Origin of the sequence: Pseudarthrobacter sp. Y6 (assembly GCF_050156205.1) — a bacterium.
GTDB lineage: Bacteria > Actinomycetota > Actinomycetes > Actinomycetales > Micrococcaceae > Arthrobacter.
On sequence record NZ_CP189574.1, the window covers coordinates 4,091,359 to 4,107,158 of the forward strand.

General features: G+C 65.9%; 15 protein-coding genes, 1 pseudogene and 1 riboswitch. Of the genes and pseudogenes, 9 read left to right on the forward strand and 7 right to left on the reverse strand.

The window, feature by feature from the left end:
- Positions 1-35: 35 nt before the first annotated feature.
- Positions 36-1,619, forward strand: coding sequence for a long-chain-fatty-acid--CoA ligase (locus ACQCSW_RS19790; RefSeq protein ID WP_426988652.1), 1,584 nt, complete (start codon positions 36-38; stop codon positions 1,617-1,619).
- Here ACQCSW_RS19790 and ACQCSW_RS19795 read toward each other — a convergent pair whose 3' ends face one another.
- The 3 genes from ACQCSW_RS19795 to ACQCSW_RS19805 form a co-directional block, all read right to left on the reverse strand.
- Positions 1,620-3,125 carry an OpgC family protein gene (locus tag ACQCSW_RS19795; protein ID WP_426988654.1) on the reverse strand — a complete coding sequence of 502 codons (1,506 nt, stop codon included), beginning with the start codon at positions 3,123-3,125 and terminating at the stop codon, positions 1,620-1,622.
- A gap of 81 nt (positions 3,126-3,206) precedes the next feature.
- A complete protein-coding gene (locus ACQCSW_RS19800) occupies positions 3,207-4,106 on the reverse strand; it encodes a hypothetical protein (RefSeq protein ID WP_426988656.1) in 900 nt (299 codons plus the stop codon).
- 120 nt (positions 4,107-4,226) lie between these two features.
- A complete protein-coding gene (locus ACQCSW_RS19805) occupies positions 4,227-4,730 on the reverse strand; it encodes a hypothetical protein (protein WP_426988658.1) in 504 nt (167 codons plus the stop codon).
- 126 nt (positions 4,731-4,856) lie between these two features.
- A riboswitch (SAM riboswitch) is annotated at positions 4,857-4,972 on the forward strand.
- A 13-nt stretch (positions 4,973-4,985) separates the two neighbouring features.
- On the opposite strand from ACQCSW_RS19805, the gene ACQCSW_RS19810 reads away from it, so the two are divergent.
- From ACQCSW_RS19810 to ACQCSW_RS19825, 4 genes are all read left to right on the forward strand, one after another.
- Positions 4,986-5,243 carry a DUF1737 domain-containing protein gene (locus ACQCSW_RS19810; RefSeq protein WP_111908166.1) on the forward strand — a complete coding sequence of 86 codons (258 nt, stop codon included), beginning with the start codon at positions 4,986-4,988 and terminating at the stop codon, positions 5,241-5,243.
- Positions 5,240-5,653 carry a rhodanese-like domain-containing protein gene (locus tag ACQCSW_RS19815; protein ID WP_426988660.1) on the forward strand — a complete coding sequence of 138 codons (414 nt, stop codon included), beginning with the start codon at positions 5,240-5,242 and terminating at the stop codon, positions 5,651-5,653. The genes ACQCSW_RS19810 and ACQCSW_RS19815 overlap by 4 nt, the downstream gene beginning before the upstream one ends.
- Positions 5,650-6,858 carry an O-succinylhomoserine sulfhydrylase gene (locus ACQCSW_RS19820; protein WP_426988662.1) on the forward strand — a complete coding sequence of 403 codons (1,209 nt, stop codon included), beginning with the start codon at positions 5,650-5,652 and terminating at the stop codon, positions 6,856-6,858. Before ACQCSW_RS19815 ends, ACQCSW_RS19820 begins: the two co-directional genes overlap by 4 nt.
- 122 nt (positions 6,859-6,980) lie before the next feature.
- The gene (locus ACQCSW_RS19825; protein WP_426988664.1) at positions 6,981-7,517 is read left to right on the forward strand and encodes a methyltransferase family protein; all 537 of its coding nucleotides are present in this window, start codon (positions 6,981-6,983) and stop codon (positions 7,515-7,517) included.
- A gap of 1,036 nt (positions 7,518-8,553) precedes the next feature.
- On the opposite strand, the gene ACQCSW_RS19830 is transcribed toward ACQCSW_RS19825, so the two are convergent.
- Positions 8,554-9,456 (reverse strand): LysR family transcriptional regulator ArgP, encoded by a 903-nt coding sequence (locus tag ACQCSW_RS19830; RefSeq protein ID WP_426988666.1) that lies wholly within the window; start codon positions 9,454-9,456, stop codon positions 8,554-8,556.
- Between the two features lie 69 nt (positions 9,457-9,525).
- Between ACQCSW_RS19830 and ACQCSW_RS19835 the strand changes: the two genes are divergently transcribed.
- Together ACQCSW_RS19835 and ACQCSW_RS19840 are read left to right on the forward strand one after the other, a co-directional pair.
- Entirely contained in the window at positions 9,526-10,149 is a 624-nt protein-coding gene (locus tag ACQCSW_RS19835) for a LysE/ArgO family amino acid transporter (protein WP_426988668.1), read from the forward strand.
- 171 nt (positions 10,150-10,320) lie between these two features.
- Complete coding sequence (locus ACQCSW_RS19840; RefSeq protein ID WP_426988670.1) at positions 10,321-10,959, forward strand: hypothetical protein; 639 nt, start codon at positions 10,321-10,323, stop codon at positions 10,957-10,959.
- Positions 10,960-11,049: 90 nt separating this feature from the next.
- On the opposite strand, the gene ACQCSW_RS19845 is transcribed toward ACQCSW_RS19840, so the two are convergent.
- Positions 11,050-12,276 (reverse strand): glutamate--cysteine ligase 2, encoded by a 1,227-nt coding sequence (locus tag ACQCSW_RS19845; protein WP_426988672.1) that lies wholly within the window; start codon positions 12,274-12,276, stop codon positions 11,050-11,052.
- A 220-nt stretch (positions 12,277-12,496) separates the two neighbouring features.
- On the opposite strand from ACQCSW_RS19845, the gene ACQCSW_RS19850 reads away from it, so the two are divergent.
- Positions 12,497-13,312, forward strand: coding sequence for an endonuclease domain-containing protein (locus ACQCSW_RS19850; RefSeq protein WP_426988674.1), 816 nt, complete (start codon positions 12,497-12,499; stop codon positions 13,310-13,312).
- 126 nt (positions 13,313-13,438) lie between these two features.
- Here the strand turns inward: ACQCSW_RS19850 and ACQCSW_RS19855 are convergent, their stop codons facing one another.
- Positions 13,439-14,962: a UDP-N-acetylglucosamine 1-carboxyvinyltransferase gene (locus ACQCSW_RS19855; RefSeq protein WP_426988676.1), complete on the reverse strand. Its 1,524-nt coding sequence runs from the start codon at positions 14,960-14,962 to the stop codon at positions 13,439-13,441.
- 175 nt (positions 14,963-15,137) lie between these two features.
- Positions 15,138-15,182, reverse strand: a pseudogene (locus tag ACQCSW_RS19860) (hypothetical protein); the annotation flags it as partial.
- A 68-nt stretch (positions 15,183-15,250) separates the two neighbouring features.
- Between ACQCSW_RS19860 and ACQCSW_RS19865 the strand changes: the two are divergent.
- On the forward strand, positions 15,251-15,742 hold the full coding sequence (locus ACQCSW_RS19865) for a GNAT family N-acetyltransferase (RefSeq protein WP_426988678.1): 492 nt from the start codon (positions 15,251-15,253) through the stop codon (positions 15,740-15,742).
- The last annotated feature ends 58 nt before the right edge of the window (positions 15,743-15,800 follow it).

The following is a 15,800-nucleotide window of genomic DNA, read 5'->3' on the forward strand; positions in this document are numbered from 1 at the left end:
CCTCCACAGCAACTCCACCAGCCAGATAGGACACCATGAACGCTTCACCCACCGCCGAAGAGGGTTTCGGGACCATCTCCGTTGCTGCAATCCTGGCTGAATCAGCCGCCCGCTTCCCGGACTCCGCGGCCCTGGTGGTGGGTGAGGAGCGGGTGACCTACAGCGAACTCTGGGAACAGACGCGCGCGTACGCCGGTGCGTTGCGGGACCGTGGAGTGGGGCACGCCAGCCGTGTGGCCCTGCTGATGCCCAATGTGGCTGATTTCGCTCGCGTCTACTACGCGGTCCTCGCGCTGGGCGGCGTGGTGGTGCCATTGCATGCGCTGCTGAAGGGCAGGGAGATCGAGTACATGTTGCGCGACAGCGGCGCGCAACTGCTCGTCTGCGCCGGACCGCTCCTTGAGGAAGGTGCCAAAGGCGCCGCAGCCGCGGGCATCGACGTCGTCACCGTCCTGGTGCCGGAGGGGACCCAAGGCGCCGCTCGGCTGGAGACCGAAGCGGCAGGGGCCGAACCCATCAGCACCTGGCTCCCGCTGCGGCCGTCCGAGACGGCCACGGTTCTGTACACATCCGGGACCACCGGGCAGCCCAAGGGTGCCTTGGGCAGCCACTTCGCCCTCGTGGAACAGACCAATACGCTGCTGACCAGCACGTTCGACCTCCGCCGCGGTGACGTCATCTTCGGCGGGCTGCCGATGTTCCACACCTTCGGCCAGACGTGCGTTCTCAACACCGGGCTGCGGGCGGGGGCCACCATCGTGATGCTGCCCAAGTTCAGCGGGGACGCAGCCCTGGATGCCCTCGCCCGGCACAACATCAACGTCTTCTTCGGCGTGCCCACCATGTACATCGCCATGCTCGAAGCCGCCCGCACCAATACCGGCCGGTCCAACGCCCTGCGATACTGCATCTCGGGCGGCGCGTCCCTGCCGGGGGCGGTGATGGACAGGTTCAAGGCGGAATTCGGCTCGGACATTTACGAAGGCTACGGCCTGACCGAGACGTCCCCGGTTGCGACCTTCAACCATGTTGGCAAAGCGCCGCGGCCAGGAACGGTGGGCCAGGCCATTTGGGGAGTCCAGGTGGAGATCGCCCGGGCTGACGTCCAAGATGCCATCGAACTGCTGCCCGCGGGCGAGTTAGGCGAGCTGGTGGTCCGGGGGCACAACCTCTTCACGGGCTATCTCAACCGACCCGAAGCCACCGCCGAGGCTGTGGTGGACGGCTGGTTCCGGACCGGCGACCTGGGCACCAAGGACGGGGACGGCTACCTCCGGATCCTGGACCGGAAGAAGGAGATGATCATCCGGAACGGCTACAACGTCTACCCGCGCGAGGTGGAGGAAGTCCTCAGCCGGCACGAGGCCGTGCTGAGCGTTGCCGTCTATGGCGTCCCGGACGTAACGCACGGGCAGGAGGTGGCGGCCGCCGTCGTCCTCAATCCGGGCAGCAGCGCAACCATAGATCAGCTGAAGGACTTCGCCGCGGCGGAACTGGCCGCTTACAAGTACCCACGGATCATTACCCTGGTCACCGAATTCCCCACCGGTCCCAGTGGCAAGGTCCTCAAGAGGGAACTCACCGCCCGGTACAGTGCTGCCGATACTTCAACAGGGTGATCACGTGGGGATGATCCTGAACAAGAAGCGTGTCCGGACCATCACCCACAGGAGCCCGAGGATCACGACGTAGGCGGCGGTGTTAACGAGCATGTCGCCCTGCCGCAGCGCCGGGATGTTACCGACGACGGCGATGAGCACCACATGGAGGATGAAGACGTACAGCGTGGCCCGGCCCAGCGGAATCAGGAACCAACCCACGGCACGCTCGGCAGGCTTCCAGTACGCCGTGAGGAACGCGTAGGCCGCCACCACCAGGACCAGGACGTTGAGCAGGCGGCCCGGGGCCAGGTACGTGCGCGCAAAGAAGGCGTCGTAGATGGACCGGTAAGCAGTGTCGGGGATGATGGCCAGGCGGACGTCGAAACCGTTCGCCAAGTGGGGGTTGCACCAGGACAGGAAGGCGAACGCCAGCGCCAACACGGTGCACGCGGCCACCACCCAGGTGCGGGCTGAGAGCCAGGCGACGAGCCGGTGGCGGTGAAAGCCCGCCACCAGGCCGATGACAAAAAGGACCTGCCACACCAGCAGCGGGAAGGAGTCCTCGAACTGGGACGGTAACAGCCGGAACCGTGTGGCCGCGCCCACGGAATAGATGCCCAGCGTCGCCGCGAGCACCCACAGGGCCTTGCCGCGGTTGAGCGCCGCAAGGATCAGGGGGCTGACAAGCAGCAGCACCACATAGAGGCCCATGACGTTGAACTGCCACGGGCCGAACTGCAGAAGCAGGATGGCGGGAAGGATCTGGGCGGGCACCGGGAACTGCAGGAGCAATTCCATTCCGGCGTACAGGTCATACGTCCGGCCCACCGCGTTGTGCCCGGAACCTCCGGTCCCTTGGTCGATGTAGGTCGTCAGGGCGTCAGTTTGCAAGAGGGGCAGCAGGGACAGCAGGAAAACACCAACGAGCACCACCAGCGCCGTAACGTAAAGCTTGCCCGCCCGCCGGGACGTCAGGTCCACCACTTTGCCGAAGTCTTCCTTGACCCGGGGGCCGTAAACCATACCCACCACCAGGCCCGAGAACAGGACGAACAGCTCCGCGCCGGAGACGAATCCCACCGCTTCCTGCGTGAGCAACTGGAACAGTGACGTCATGCCCAAGTGGTTGACAACCACAAACACGATGGCCAGCCCCCGCAGGAGATCCACCCGGGAATCACGCTTGGAGGGATCGCCATATCCCCAGCGGGCGACAGCCCTGACGCGGCGCGGTAGCTGCCACAAGGCAACCAGGAGAATGACCAGGGCCGCGGCCACGCTCCAGGCGGCGGCACCGGCCAGGGAGTTGGCCCGGGTGGCCTGTTGGCCCGCACTGACGGCCGTCACCGGACCCGTGGTCAGGGCGGAATCTGCCAGCGCTTTGCTGGCGGCTTCAGCAATCCCTGCGTTGCCGGTCAGCCTCCAGTCGATGCTGGCCACACCGGTGTCCCGCGTGCTCGTCCGCTCATCCCAGACGACGGCGGTAACGCGGTCAAAACGTCCGGAAGTACTTGTGTCAAGCACCTGGTCCCACCAGGAGGTCTTGATGTCCCGCTCCGGAACACCACCGGCGGCCGGACTGTAGAAGGCCGAGGTCTGGAGGAGCTACGGCTTGTTCTGTCGGTCGACGTATGCTTCGTAGAAGTCCTCGTTACCGGACTGGGTCAGCATCGCGGAGAGCTCGCCGTCAGCGGGCAGGGTGTTGACCGCGGAATTGCCGCCGGTGTCGTCGTGATAGGCGGTCAGCCCCACCCATTCCGCGGCGTCGTCGCCCGGGTAGTAGGGCGCATAGGCGGCATCAGATCCGTTCCAGCTGCCGTCACCGTTGGTGTCCAGCGCAGCAAAGCCTTCAGATCCCGGGGCCGGCGCGTTGGGGTGGCGGTCGAACGGGTAGTCCCGCCCCAGGTAGGGCTGCCACACCATGACGGTGCCGGCGTCGTCGGCAGCTTTGAACTCTGCGGCCACGTTCCGGAACGCCGACTTGTAGGCGGCTGGCTGCTGTCCCCATCCCAGCCAGCTTGAGTTCATGTCCGGAGCGAACCTGATCAGGAGCGTGCCCTGGAAACGGGCCGCCAAATCCTGGACTTTACCTGCGAAGGCTTCGGCGGCGGCGGAATCCACCTGGTCCAACGCCACGGCGGGGCGCACAGTGAGCATCGCGTGGGACCCCAGGCCGCCGGCCTGGCCCAGGAATTCCCGGATGTCCTGTTCCTCGCCGGACCGGACCGGGAGGGAGATATCGTGGCCCAGCAGCGCGGGCGAAGCCCCCAACCGTTCGGCGAAGCCCTGCGCCGAGTCCTCTCCCCACTCCAGGACAGCGCCCAGAAGGGGCTTGCCTTCCCCGGGGGCAGGCGCAGCGGCGCGGGCGGTACCCGCAGGCATCACGGTGAGCACCAGGAGCAGTGCCGCCAGGAGCCCGGCCGGCAGGAGCGCGGCCGGCAGTGGGTGAAGACGCGTTGTGGCCGCCGGTCTGGTCACGCGCCGGGATGCGGTGGCTGTTGGCATGCTGGTGAAAACCCCCAAGGACGGCTGCTTCAGTAATGGTGACCGGTGCCCCAGCCAAACTCTATCGGTCCCGGCCTTTGGTTCAGATCGCCCTGTTGGTTCAGATCACCCTGATCCGGATCAACCTCCGGGAGCAAGCACCACCAGCGGCACCACGCGTTCCGCACACGAAACCCGGACCAGTTCCGGCGGCCCCTGCGCGGCCCGGTTGTTGACCCCGGTGTCGTCACACCAGTCCACGCCGGAGGGATATGCGGTGACAGCGGCTGTCCCGGCCGCCATGGCCGCCGGGACGGTGAACACAACATTGAAGGCGCCGTCGTCGGACATGGGCGCCAGTTCCTCGAGCACCGCAGTCCCGGCCGCGTCCTTGACCGTCACCTGGATCCGGGCGTCCGCGCCGTAGCGGGCGTCGCAGGTGGTGTCCGGTGCGCTGACGGTGACCTGCTCACCGGGTTTCGCCGTGGCCGGTGAGACGGAGAACTCCGGCGGCATGCACGGCGGTGGCGCGAAGATGTTCCGGCAGCTTGTCGCTCCCGCCAGCACCGGCACGGCGCACAGCGTCACGGCCAAAGCACGCGCCGCCCAGGCGCCCGTCAGTGATTTGCCCCGGCTGTTCCCCATGACCCGATTGTCCCGCCGTTCGCTGGTGTTGCGGAAGCACGGTGGGGTCACGGAAAGTTGCGTTGATTACGGAAGATGACGACGGCGGCCGTGCGGCCGGGCGGGGCGGGTGCTACGTTTTTGGGGAGTAATGAGAACCGGCGCCAAGCCCTGACTGGCCGGTCGGCAACCCTCCCTTTCGCGGCGGGGTGCCTCAGGTGAATACTCGGCATATCGACCCATTCGAGCTGCAAGCGTGAGAAAAGGAGATCCGTCGTGTCTGACGCACCTGCCCCTGAAGAAAAACTGTCCTACCGGCTCATCACGGGACCTGATGACCGGGCCTTTTGCGAACGGATTTCTGCCGCCCTGGCTGAGGGCTACGTGTTGCACGGCAGCCCCTCGGCGACGTTCAATGGCACCGGCGTGATTGTGGCGCAGGCACTGATACTCCCGGCTGCGATCGCCAGCGCGGATGCCGCCGTCGCCACCGCCGTGGAAGACCTCGACTTCGACGGCGAGGGCCACGCGTGAGCTACGCCGGAGACCTCACCCCGCAGCAGGCTTGGGCCAAACTCGAACAGGGCGCCATCCTGGTGGACGTCCGCACCGAAGGCGAATGGGCCCACATCGGCATCCCCGACACCAAGGCCACGGACAACGATCCCCTGTTCATCCCGTGGACGTTCCCCGGCGGCATCCCCAACCCGGCTTTCATCACCGACCTGACACAGCAGGCACCGGAGGACGACGATGCGGAGCTGGTATTCCTCTGCCGCTCGGGCCAGCGCTCCATCGCCGCCGCCATCGCTGCGACGCAGGCCGGCTTCACCTGCTACAACGTCCTGGAGGGTTTCGAAGGCGAGCCGGACCGCTACGGCGAGCGCACCGTCAACGGCTGGAAGAACCGCGGCCTCCCCACCAACCTGGGAATCGCCAAGTGACCTTCAACGAAGACGCCGCCGGCTGGAGCGCCGAGACGCAGGCGGTCCGCGGCGGGCTGGACCGCACCAACTTCCAGGAGACCACTGAGCCGGTCTTCCTGAACTCGGGCTTCGTCTACGAGTCCGCTGCCGCCGCCGAGCGTGCCTTCACCGGCGAGGACGAACGCTTCGTCTACTCCCGGTACGGCAACCCGTCCGTGGCCACTTTCCAGGAACGACTCCGCCTGCTCGAAGGCACCGAAGCGTGCTTTGCGACGGCGTCGGGCATGTCAGCTGTGTTCACCGCCCTGGGTGCCTTGCTGGCGGCCGGGGACCGGGTGGTTGCTGCGCGTTCTCTGTTCGGGTCCTGCTTTGTGATTCTGAACGAGATCCTGCCGCGCTGGGGCGTGGAAACCGTGTTTGTTGACGGCCCGGACCTCGAGCAGTGGCGCGCCGCCCTGTCGGAGCCCACCACCGCAGTGTTCTTCGAATCGCCGTCCAATCCGATGCAGGAAATCGTGGACATCGCCGCGGTCAGCGAGCTGGCGCACGCCGCCGGGGCCACTGTCGTCGTCGACAATGTCTTTGCCACTCCCCTGCTGCAGCGCTGCGGCCAGCTGGGCGCGGACGTGATTGTGTACTCCGGCACAAAACACATCGACGGGCAGGGACGCGTCCTGGGCGGCGCCATCCTGGGCACCAAGGAGTTCATCGACGGCCCGGTCAAGCAGCTCATGCGGCACACCGGCCCGGCCCTCTCCGCTTTCAACGCCTGGGTGCTTACCAAGGGCCTGGAGACCATGGCCCTGCGCGTGAACCACTCCTCCGCGTCCGCGCTGCGGCTGGCCGAATGGCTCGAACAGCGGCCGGCTGTCAGCTGGGTCAAGTATCCGCTCCTCAAGTCGCACCCGCAGTACGAGCTCGCCGCCAAGCAGATGAAGGCCGGCGGCACCGTCCTCACGTTGGAACTTGCGACGACGGCCAACCGCTCCGGCAAGGACGCCGCTTTTGCGCTGCTGGACGCCTTGCGGATCATCGACATCTCCAACAACCTGGGCGACACGAAGTCACTCATCACCCATCCGGCCACCACCACGCACCGCGCCATGGGACCCGAGGGCCGCGCCGCCATCGGGCTCAGCGACGGCGTGGTGCGGCTGTCCGTGGGCCTGGAGGACGTGGACGACCTCATCGGTGACCTGGAGCAGGCCCTCAAGCACATCTAGTTCTGATTGGCGCGAACGGGTGTCGCGAACCGGTGTCGCGACTGGTGTCGCGAACTGGCAGATAATGCCCTGTTCCAGGCGTTTTGAGGGGCTTATCTGCACGTTCGCGCTGGGAGGACCGTATGAATTCACCCCCGGACTGGGGCCGGCTGCTGTCCAACATCCCGCTGCCGGAGCAGAACCTCGCGGGTATCGCGGCCGGCGTGGTCCTTCAGCGCCTGATGCCGCTCCGGCTCGGCGGGCCGCACTTTTTGGTACGGACCATCGGCGCGGCGTCGCTGGCGGCGGGTGGCGCAACAGTCACGGGGGCGTGGTTAGCTGCCCGGAACACACGATTGGCCCGGCCCGATGCGTTGGTGACCGCCGGGCCCTATGCGCTCTCGCGGAACCCAATGTACGTGGGCTGGGCCCTGGCGCACCTGGGAGTGGGGCTGCTGCGCGATGATGCCTGGATGGTTGCGGCCCTCCCGGTGGCTTCCGGCGCAGTGCACCGCGGGGTGCTTCGAGAAGAAGAGGTCCTGGCGGCGTGGTTCCCGGCGGAGTTCAGCCAGTACTGCTTGTCCGTGCCCCGGTACGTGCCTCGCCTTCGCCTTGGATGGCGATCCGGACGGCCACTTCATCCCCGGTGGATGCCACGGGCTCGGAAGAAATGGCTATAACCGTGGCCATGGTGATTGCTCGTATTTTCATTCCCCCCAGCGGAATGCTGATGCAGCTTCACACGATTTCTGGACTTAGTAAAGCGTTTGGATCGAAACCATGCTGCTGGGCTTAATCTTTCGAACATTTGGAAAGAATCCAGCACTAGTCGGGCCCGGTTCTCGGGATATCAGTCGGACAAAGACAGTCAGAGTTGATCCGAAACCAAGGTGCTGGAATGGCTTTGATGACACCTAATGGGCAGTGGACCGTCACGCTGTTCTCCGTCGGCCGTTTCACCGTCTGGTGTATCAGGACGGGCGTTGCGTCTGAAGTGGCGGATGGACATGAGACTTAGCCTGCCGCATTGATGTTTGAGGTGTCGGGTCCCGGCCGCGTAATGCGACGGACGGATCAGGACCACCGCTCCCAGCAGTTGTCTGCGGCTTGAAGAAATCTACGTCTGCTGGTCCGCTCCCCGAGCAGTGGGTAGCTGGCTGGACTTCCCCAGGGGCCGGAAGCTTCAATGCCTGGAGCGAAGGTGATTGCTAAGAGAAGCACTATTGCCGGCGCTGATGCGAACGTGAACAAGGAGAGGATCAGCCCGTTAGTGCGCCCTGGTGCCTGTCCGTTGCGGGTCCGGATCCGAAAGCCGCACAGATGGGTTCCGAGGGTGGTTCCGTGGGCAAAGAGCGACCAGTTGGCTGCCACTGTGGCCAGTACGGTCCCCGCGGCGAGCGGAAGCTGGTGTCCGGGAGCGAGAAAGAATACAGAGACGGCCGGGACCCACACGAGGAATGAGTCGACAAGAAACGCGAAGAGGAATGAGGGCCAGTTCACTGTCGGGGGGTCCGGGGCATCCACGCAGTGATTCTTCCACGCGACGGCCAATAATCCCTCTAACCAGCCATGGCCGGAGCGGCGAGACCATCGGAAGCCTCGCCGACGCCGAGCATGGCTCCCGCTATCCGTCCGCACTTGCAAAGTGCAGAGAAGTATGGCACGCCGCGTTGCCGGACGCATCCCCTGTCATGGACGGGACAGGCGATCGCCGGGTCAGGCGCCTGGCCGGCGCAGCTGCCGGGAGGCCGTCTCCCGGACCGCGGCGGTCAGCTGGTTGAGCACCGGGGAGTCGATTTTCCAGCGTTGCCAGTACAAGGACACGTCAACAGGGCTTCCGGGGGCCAACTCCACAAGGGCACCACTGCGGAGATCTGGCAGGCACTGTTGCTCCGGGAGCAGCCCCCATCCCAGTCCCAGCCGGATAGCCTGGGCGAATTCGGCCGACGACGGCACATAGTGCCGCGGCGCGGTCAGTTCCGCGCCGGTGATCGTGCGGAAGAACGCGTCCTGCAGGTCATCCTTGCGGTCAAAGTCCACCACCGGAGCTTGGGTCCCTGCAACAAGTTCCGGCCCGTCGGGCCACCAGCGCAGGACGTACGCGGGGCTTGCCACCCCACGGTACCGCAGGGAACCCAGCGGTTCCACGCTGCAGCCCTGGACCGGTTCCGGCGTTGCGGTTACCGCGGCCATCACCGATCCCGTCCGCAGGAGCTGGGTGGAATGCTGCTCATCCTCCCTGCGTAGTTCAAAGCAAGCGCCGAGGTCCGGCGGAAGACTTGCCAGTGCAGGCATGAACCAGGTGGAGAGTGAGTCCGCGTTCACCACCAGGGGGATGGGCGCCGTCGGCCGGTCCCGGCTCTCGCCGAGCTCCTGCTGGGCGTCCCACTCAAGCTGCCGGACCTGCCTGGCGAACCGCAGGATGGCTTCCCCGGCTGTTGTGGGCCGGACGGGGTTGGTGCGCTGCAACAGGATCTGGCCAGCCGCGTCCTCCATCGCCTTGAGACGCTGGGAAATGGCCGACGGCGTGACGTACAGGCTCCGCGCCGCCGCCTCCAGCGTCCCCTCGTCAACGACTGCAGCGAAGGTACGGAGCTGCTCAAACTGGAACATCTTCATTAGCTTTCCTTAATAGAGCTAAGAATATTTAGCTGGAGTAATCATAAGTCCGACTGTACGTTGGAGGATATGGATCTGACTGCATTTCTAGGCCCCAGTGCGCTGGGCTTCGGCACGGGCCTCGCCCTCATCGTGGCCATCGGCAGCCAAAACGCCTTTGTCCTCCGGCAGGGCATCCGCGGTGAGCATGTGGCCGCCGTCGTCCTGGTCTGCAGCCTCTCCGATGCGCTGCTCATCGCAGCGGGCATCGCCGGAGTGGGGGCGCTGCTCCAGGCGAGTCCCGTGATCGTGGACGTGGTCCGGTTTGCCGGAGCCGCCTTCCTGGTGGCCTACGGCGTCCTGGCGGCGCGCCGGGCGGTGTGTCCGGGGACATTGACGGCATCGGGGCGGCAGCCCGCCGTCGGCCTCGGCGCCGCCCTCAGCACAGTACTGGCCCTGACGTGGCTCAACCCGCACGTCTACCTGGACACCGTGCTGCTGCTCGGGTCGGTGGCCAACCAGCAGGCGCAGGATTTGCGATGGTGGTTCGGAGCCGGAGCCATCGCCGCCAGCATTGCCTGGTTCAGCGCGCTCGGTTTCGGGGCGAGGGTCCTCCGGCCCTCCTTTGCGCGACCCTCCTCATGGCGCATCCTGGACGGGCTCGTCGCTGCGGTCATGCTCACGCTGGGTATTCGCCTGGCGATCGGTGCGTGACGTCGTCGCTTCTCGGCGCGAACGGACATTTGGGGCCCTCACACAGCGAAAACCAGGGCCGTATCTGCCCGTTCGAGCACCGCCGTTGACCTGGGCGGCCGTGCGGCGTAGCTTCATGGTCACCACTGCGATGTTGCTGGGCCAACGCATCCGCCGCACCGGGAGCCAGCCATGAACGGAAACCAGCCATTGCAGGGCAACAAGCCGTATCAAAAGGCCGGAGCAGTCATCGTCGCGGCGGGCGCTTGCTGGGGACTCGGAATTTCCTTCGTGGGGAACGTGCACGCCACCCGTGACCCGGCCACCAGGCTGGCCATGCTGGAGCGCCACCGAGGCCTCTGGGTTGCCGGACAATTCCTGGCGGCCGCCGGGACCATGGCCGTTCCCGTCGGATTCGTCCGGTTCGCCCACGCCATCCGTTCCGGCCCCGCCAAGTCCCTGGCCGCCGGCGCAGCAGCCGCCCTGCTCGCGGGCGCGCCCCTGTTCGTGGTGGCACTCGCGGACCGCGCCTCGGACCTGGAGGGGTTCGCCCATCGGCGGGGTTCCAACTGGCCGTACCTTACGTATTCAGGGCTGCATATCGCTGGGCTCGCAGCCTTGGGGGCGGGGCTGCTGCTGACTCCGTTGAAACCCTGGACCGGCATCACGGCAGCCGCCAGCGCTCCCCTCTTCGGTGCCATTCTGGCCGGCACCAAGGATATTCCGCCGTTCGTTTTCTACCTGGTAGAAACCGCCGTGGGTGTCCAGCTGATGCGCTACGAAGAACCCCTGGCTCCCTCCGAGGACCACACGTACGCTCCCCGGCGTTGACGCTGGAGCTGGCGCCAACTGGCAGATAACGACCCCAAAACACGAAAAACAGGGCATTACCTGCCAGTTCGCGCAAACGTTCAGGGGAACTCAGGACTGGCGCACCCGCAGCAGCTCCGGGGCTTCGTCCGCCTCAAGCAACCCGGAGGTGCCGCGCATCGTGACACCCACGGCGTGGGCAACCACGGCCCCCAGCCCGCCGTCGTCGGGCGCTGATTCTTCCATCACCGCGTCCCGCACCCTGCGCTGTTCGGTGGAGCCGGTGCCGCGGGCAATGATGTCCTCCACGCCCTGCCGGGCAAGGGAAAGTTCGTCCTGCTCGGCAAGGACCGGCGCCAGGTAGTCCACAAAGGACCGCACGACGTCGACGGCGGGCGCCGGCCTGAACGTGCCAAAATCTAGCAACTCACCGCTCAGGCCACTGCTGCTCGCCTGCCATGCCGCCATCCGCAGCAGCACAGTGGGCACCGGGGCCGGCTCCACGCCGTCGCGCCATTCACGGCTGGCCGATTCGACCAAGGCCCGCACCAGCACCGCGATCAGCGCAGCGTCCTCGGCGCGGAGGCAGACGTCGGCCACCCGGACCTCAACCGTGGGGTGGTTCCGGGACAGGCGGGCGTCGAAGTAGATCATGCCTTCGTCCAACAGCACGCCACTGTCCAACAGGCGCGTTACCACCCGCCGATACGCGGAGTAGGTGCTGAAAATAGCCGAGGGGCCGGACGTGGGCCAGCGGTTCCATGCCTGGGTGCGGTAACTCTCGAATCCCGTGTGCATCCCGTTCCAGAACGGCGAGTTGGCGCTCAGGGCCGTGAGGACCGCCAGCTTGTCCCGGATCCTGTCCAGCGCGGCCACGCCCTCGTCGTTGGATTCGATGTAGGTATGGACGTGGAAGCCGCAGGTCAGCTGCTCCTGCGCGGTCAGGCCGAAGCGTTCCAGCATCCGGGCATAGCGGGGGTCCGGGGTGGTGTGGCTGGCGAGGCCAAACGGAGACGTGGCCAGCGCGGCCACCCTTGCCCCGTTTTTGGTCGCCGCCTGGTCGGCCAGCAGCCGGCCTGCCCGGATCTGCGGCAGCAATTCTGCGTACTCGAGGCAGGGACGGGTCTGGGTCTCGATCTGCTCAAGCTTCAGCTCGGCAGTCAGGCCCGTCCCGTCGTCGTGAGCGGTTTTGTCCTTGGCTGCCATCACATAGCGACGTTCCGGGGCGTCGTCGGCTGCCAGCCGGCGGCCGGACAGCATCGCATCTGCGAGGGCAAGCGGCTCCCCCGTGTCCGGATCAACGATCAGGAGCTCTTCCTCGACGCCGAATGTACGCATGCTTATATTGTGCTGCAACGGGCAAGGACGTGGCAGCCCGCGGGGTCGGCGGATTCTGCTCAATCATCGGGCCTGGACCGGGCGGTAAGGCCCGGAATGCCGCGTCCTGAAGCCGGGCCAACGCGAATGATGGCGCAGAATCCGACGTGGGATATCCACATGGCACCAATTGACTCTCCAAACGGGGCCAGAATCGTGGCTAGCTCGATCCATGGATCCCTTGGACTTTCTGAAATCCCTGGGCGGCGTGGCCAGGGTTGGCACGCTTCGCCGGGAAGGCTATTCCGAGCGCGCCGTGCGGAGTCTGGCAGCGGCCGGAGCCGTCCAACCCCGGAAGGGCGTCTGGGCGTTACCTGGCGCCGACGCCGAATTCCTGCAAGCCATCGTCGACGATTCGCTGGTGACCTGCGCATCCAGCGCGTCCCGCTACGGGCTGTGGCTCAAAGACAAACCCGGTTGCCTCCACCTGGCCAGCAAACACAGACGCGGCGGGCATTCACCCAGGCACGGCCGCCTCCGTTTCGAACCTCACCAGCGCCTGCCGATCGCGAGCCTTGAAGACACCGTTATGCACGGTTTGACCTGCCTGAACGAAGTCGACGCCGTGGCCTTGGCACAGTCGGCCATGCAGCAACACGGGGTGACCCGGGCAATCCTCGAGGCCGAGCTGACAGCCAAGTACTACGGAACAGCCCGGAAGAGGCTGGCGAAAGCAGATGGGCTGTCCGAGTCGGTACCGGAAGTCAGCGCACGCCTGCTGTTCGAATCGGCGGGGTTCCAGTTCCGCAGGCAAGTGCAGATCCCCGGCGTCGGGCGCGTGGACATCCTGATCGAGGACTGGCTCATTGTGGAAGTCAACGGTTTCCAGTTCCACAGCTCGCGCGCTGCCTGGCGCAAGGACATGACCCGGTCCAACACGGCGCAGACCCAGGGTTATGCAGTCCTGAGCTATGCCCCCGAACAGATTTGGAACAGCCCGGACGTGGTTCTGCAGGAAATCCGTGCCGTCCTGGAACATGGCAGGCCGCGCGGGTGAAGGATTCTGCTCAATCATCCGGCTTGGACCGGGCGGCGAGGCCCGGAATGCCGCGGCCTGAAGCCCGGCTAGCGCGAATGATGGTGCGGAATCCGACGTCGCCGAACCCCAGCACGAAGCCGAAGCCTAGTCCTGGAAGTACTCCACCTTGGCGCCGATGGTGTTGAGCCGTTCCGCCAGGTCCTCGTAGCCGCGCTCGATCACGTAGATGTTCCGCAGCTCCGACACTCCCCGCGCCGCAAGCATGGCCAGCAGCAGGCAGGCGGCCGGGCGGAGCGCCGGCGGGCAGCCCACCTCGGCGGCTCGCCATTTCGTGGGGCCGTTGACGTAGATCCGGTGCGGGTCCAGCAGCTGCACCTGGGCGCCGAGCCGGTTGAGTTCCGTGAGGTAGATGGCCCGGTTCTCATAGACCCAGTCGTGGATCAAGGTCTGGCCATGGGCGTTGGCGGCGATCACCGCGAAGAACGGCAGGTTGTCGATGTTCAGTCCGGGGAACGGCATGGGGTGGATCTTGTCCTCGGGCGCCTGCAGTTCGGACGGCTTGGTGGTCACATCCACCAGCCGGGTGCGTCCGTTGCGCGCCACGTACTCGCCGGAAATCTCCAGCTTCTGGCCCATCTGCTCCAGCGTGGCCAGCTCGATCTCCATGAATTCGATGGGGACGCGGCGGATGGTCACCTCTGAGTTGGTGACGATCCCGGCGGTGATGAGGCTCATGGCCTCAATGGGGTCCTCCGACGGGAAATACTCAATGTCGACGTCGATAAGCGGCTGCCCGGTGATCTTCAGCGTGGTGGTGCCCACGCCGTCGATCTTCACGCCCAGCATCTCGAGGTAGAAACAGAGGTCCTGGACCATGTAGTTGGGGCTGGCGTTGCGGATGACCGTGGTGCCGCGGCGGTGCGCCGCAGCCATGATCGCGTTCTCGGTGACGGTGTCCCCGCGCTCCGTCAGCACAAAGGACCGGTCGTGATTGTCCGGCCGCGGAGCCTGGACGGCGTAGAAACCGGCAGTCGCTTCCACCGAGAGCCCGAACTGGCGCAACGCCTGCATGTGCGGCTCCACGGTGCGGGTGCCCAGATCGCAACCGCCGGCATACGGCAGGCGGTATTCCTCGGATTCGTCCAGGAGCGGGCCCAGGAGCATGATCACGCTGCGCGTGCGGCGCGCCGCGTCCACGTCCATGGCTTCAAGATTCAGGACGGCGGGGCGGCGGAGCTGGAGGTCGGTGTCGTTAAGCCACGTGCATTCGACACCGATGCTGGTCAGGACCTCCACGATCCGGTTGACTTCTTCGATCCGGGCGAGGCGGCGCAGGACGGTGGTGCCGCGGTTGATCAGGCTGGCGCACAGCAGCGCCACACCGGCATTTTTGCTGCTGTTGACATCCACTGCCCCGGACAGGGTGCGGCCGCCTTCAATGCGCAGGTGCGTCATCTGTGGTTTGCCCACTTTGACGATGCTGCGGTCGAGAATCGTTTCGAGCCGCTGGATCATCTTGAGGCTGAGGTTCTGCTTGCCCTGCTCCATCCGGGCGACGGCGCTTTGGCTGGTTCCCAGCGCGGTAGCCAGCTGGCCCTGGGTCCAGCCCTTCTCGCTGCGGGCGTCGCGAAGGGTGGCGGCGATGTGCTCGGCAGTTTCCTGAATCATAAGAAAAAAATATCACAGATGAGCTACTGGAAGGGAGATTTGCCCCAATGGCGCTGCGTGGCGGGAATAATACCCACTCCATGCGATATTCGACACGCCCCGTGGCGGGGAGATACGCCACCAGCCAGTACCCCAACGCGTTGATCCGCTGCTTGTCCGCACCAAGGACCTTGCGCAGGTGCTTGACGATGGCGCGCGTACTGGACGCCTCGCAGGCCACCCAGAAGCAGTCCTCCAGCAGACGACATCGGACTCCCCGGTCCGCAGCTCGAGCGACGGATCGGTGTCGTGCTGGTATTCAAGCCAGGCGGTCACCGGCGTGGTTCGGCCGGCGGCGGCGTCCACCATCCGCAGCTCGTCCAGCAGCGCGTTGCTGGCCGGCACGGATGCCGGATCGCCCACGATCCACACGCGGCGCGGATGCGGTTTCGGGAAGTCGAAAGCACTGCCCTGGACCGTGGCTTCGATGGTGTCGCCGGGCTGCGCGCCGCGCGCCCATTTGGCGGCGATGCCGTGCACCTGTTGCTGGCTCCGGCCATCCGGCCCGTCCCGCACTTCACGCCGCGGCTCGCCACGTCCCTGATCCATTACATGTTCTCCGTGCCGGGAAAGGACAGGATCGTGGTGGAGCCGGATGCCCGCAACACCAAAGCCCTGCGCCGGCTCGACGCCACGTGCTTCGAGCTGGGACCCGTCATCCAGCTGGCTGAAAAGGAAGCCCAGCTGGCGTTCCTGACGCGTGAGAGGTTCGATCGGGCCGCACCACTGCGGTCCCGCTGACCGGGCCTATGTTCCCCCTGACCAGGCCTATGTTCCCCCTGAGCAGGCTGACCAGGCC

Excerpts from the sequence above, each read along its gene's own strand:
- ACQCSW_RS19805 (WP_426988658.1), bottom strand. The coding sequence starts at position 4,730 with ATGGGGAACAGCCGGGGCAAATCACTGACGGGCGCCTGGGCGGCGCGT.
- ACQCSW_RS19840 (WP_426988670.1), top strand. The coding sequence starts at position 10,321 with ATGAACGGAAACCAGCCATTGCAGGGCAACAAGCCGTATCAAAAGGCC.
- ACQCSW_RS19790 (WP_426988652.1), top strand. The coding sequence starts at position 36 with ATGAACGCTTCACCCACCGCCGAAGAGGGTTTCGGGACCATCTCCGTT.
- ACQCSW_RS19845 (WP_426988672.1), bottom strand. The coding sequence starts at position 12,276 with ATGCGTACATTCGGCGTCGAGGAAGAGCTCCTGATCGTTGATCCGGAC.
- ACQCSW_RS19800 (WP_426988656.1), bottom strand. The coding sequence starts at position 4,106 with ATGCCAACAGCCACCGCATCCCGGCGCGTGACCAGACCGGCGGCCACA.
- ACQCSW_RS19830 (WP_426988666.1), bottom strand. The coding sequence starts at position 9,456 with ATGAAGATGTTCCAGTTTGAGCAGCTCCGTACCTTCGCTGCAGTCGTT.
- ACQCSW_RS19835 (WP_426988668.1), top strand. The coding sequence starts at position 9,526 with ATGGATCTGACTGCATTTCTAGGCCCCAGTGCGCTGGGCTTCGGCACG.
- ACQCSW_RS19825 (WP_426988664.1), top strand. The coding sequence starts at position 6,981 with ATGAATTCACCCCCGGACTGGGGCCGGCTGCTGTCCAACATCCCGCTG.
- ACQCSW_RS19855 (WP_426988676.1), bottom strand. The coding sequence starts at position 14,962 with ATGATTCAGGAAACTGCCGAGCACATCGCCGCCACCCTTCGCGACGCC.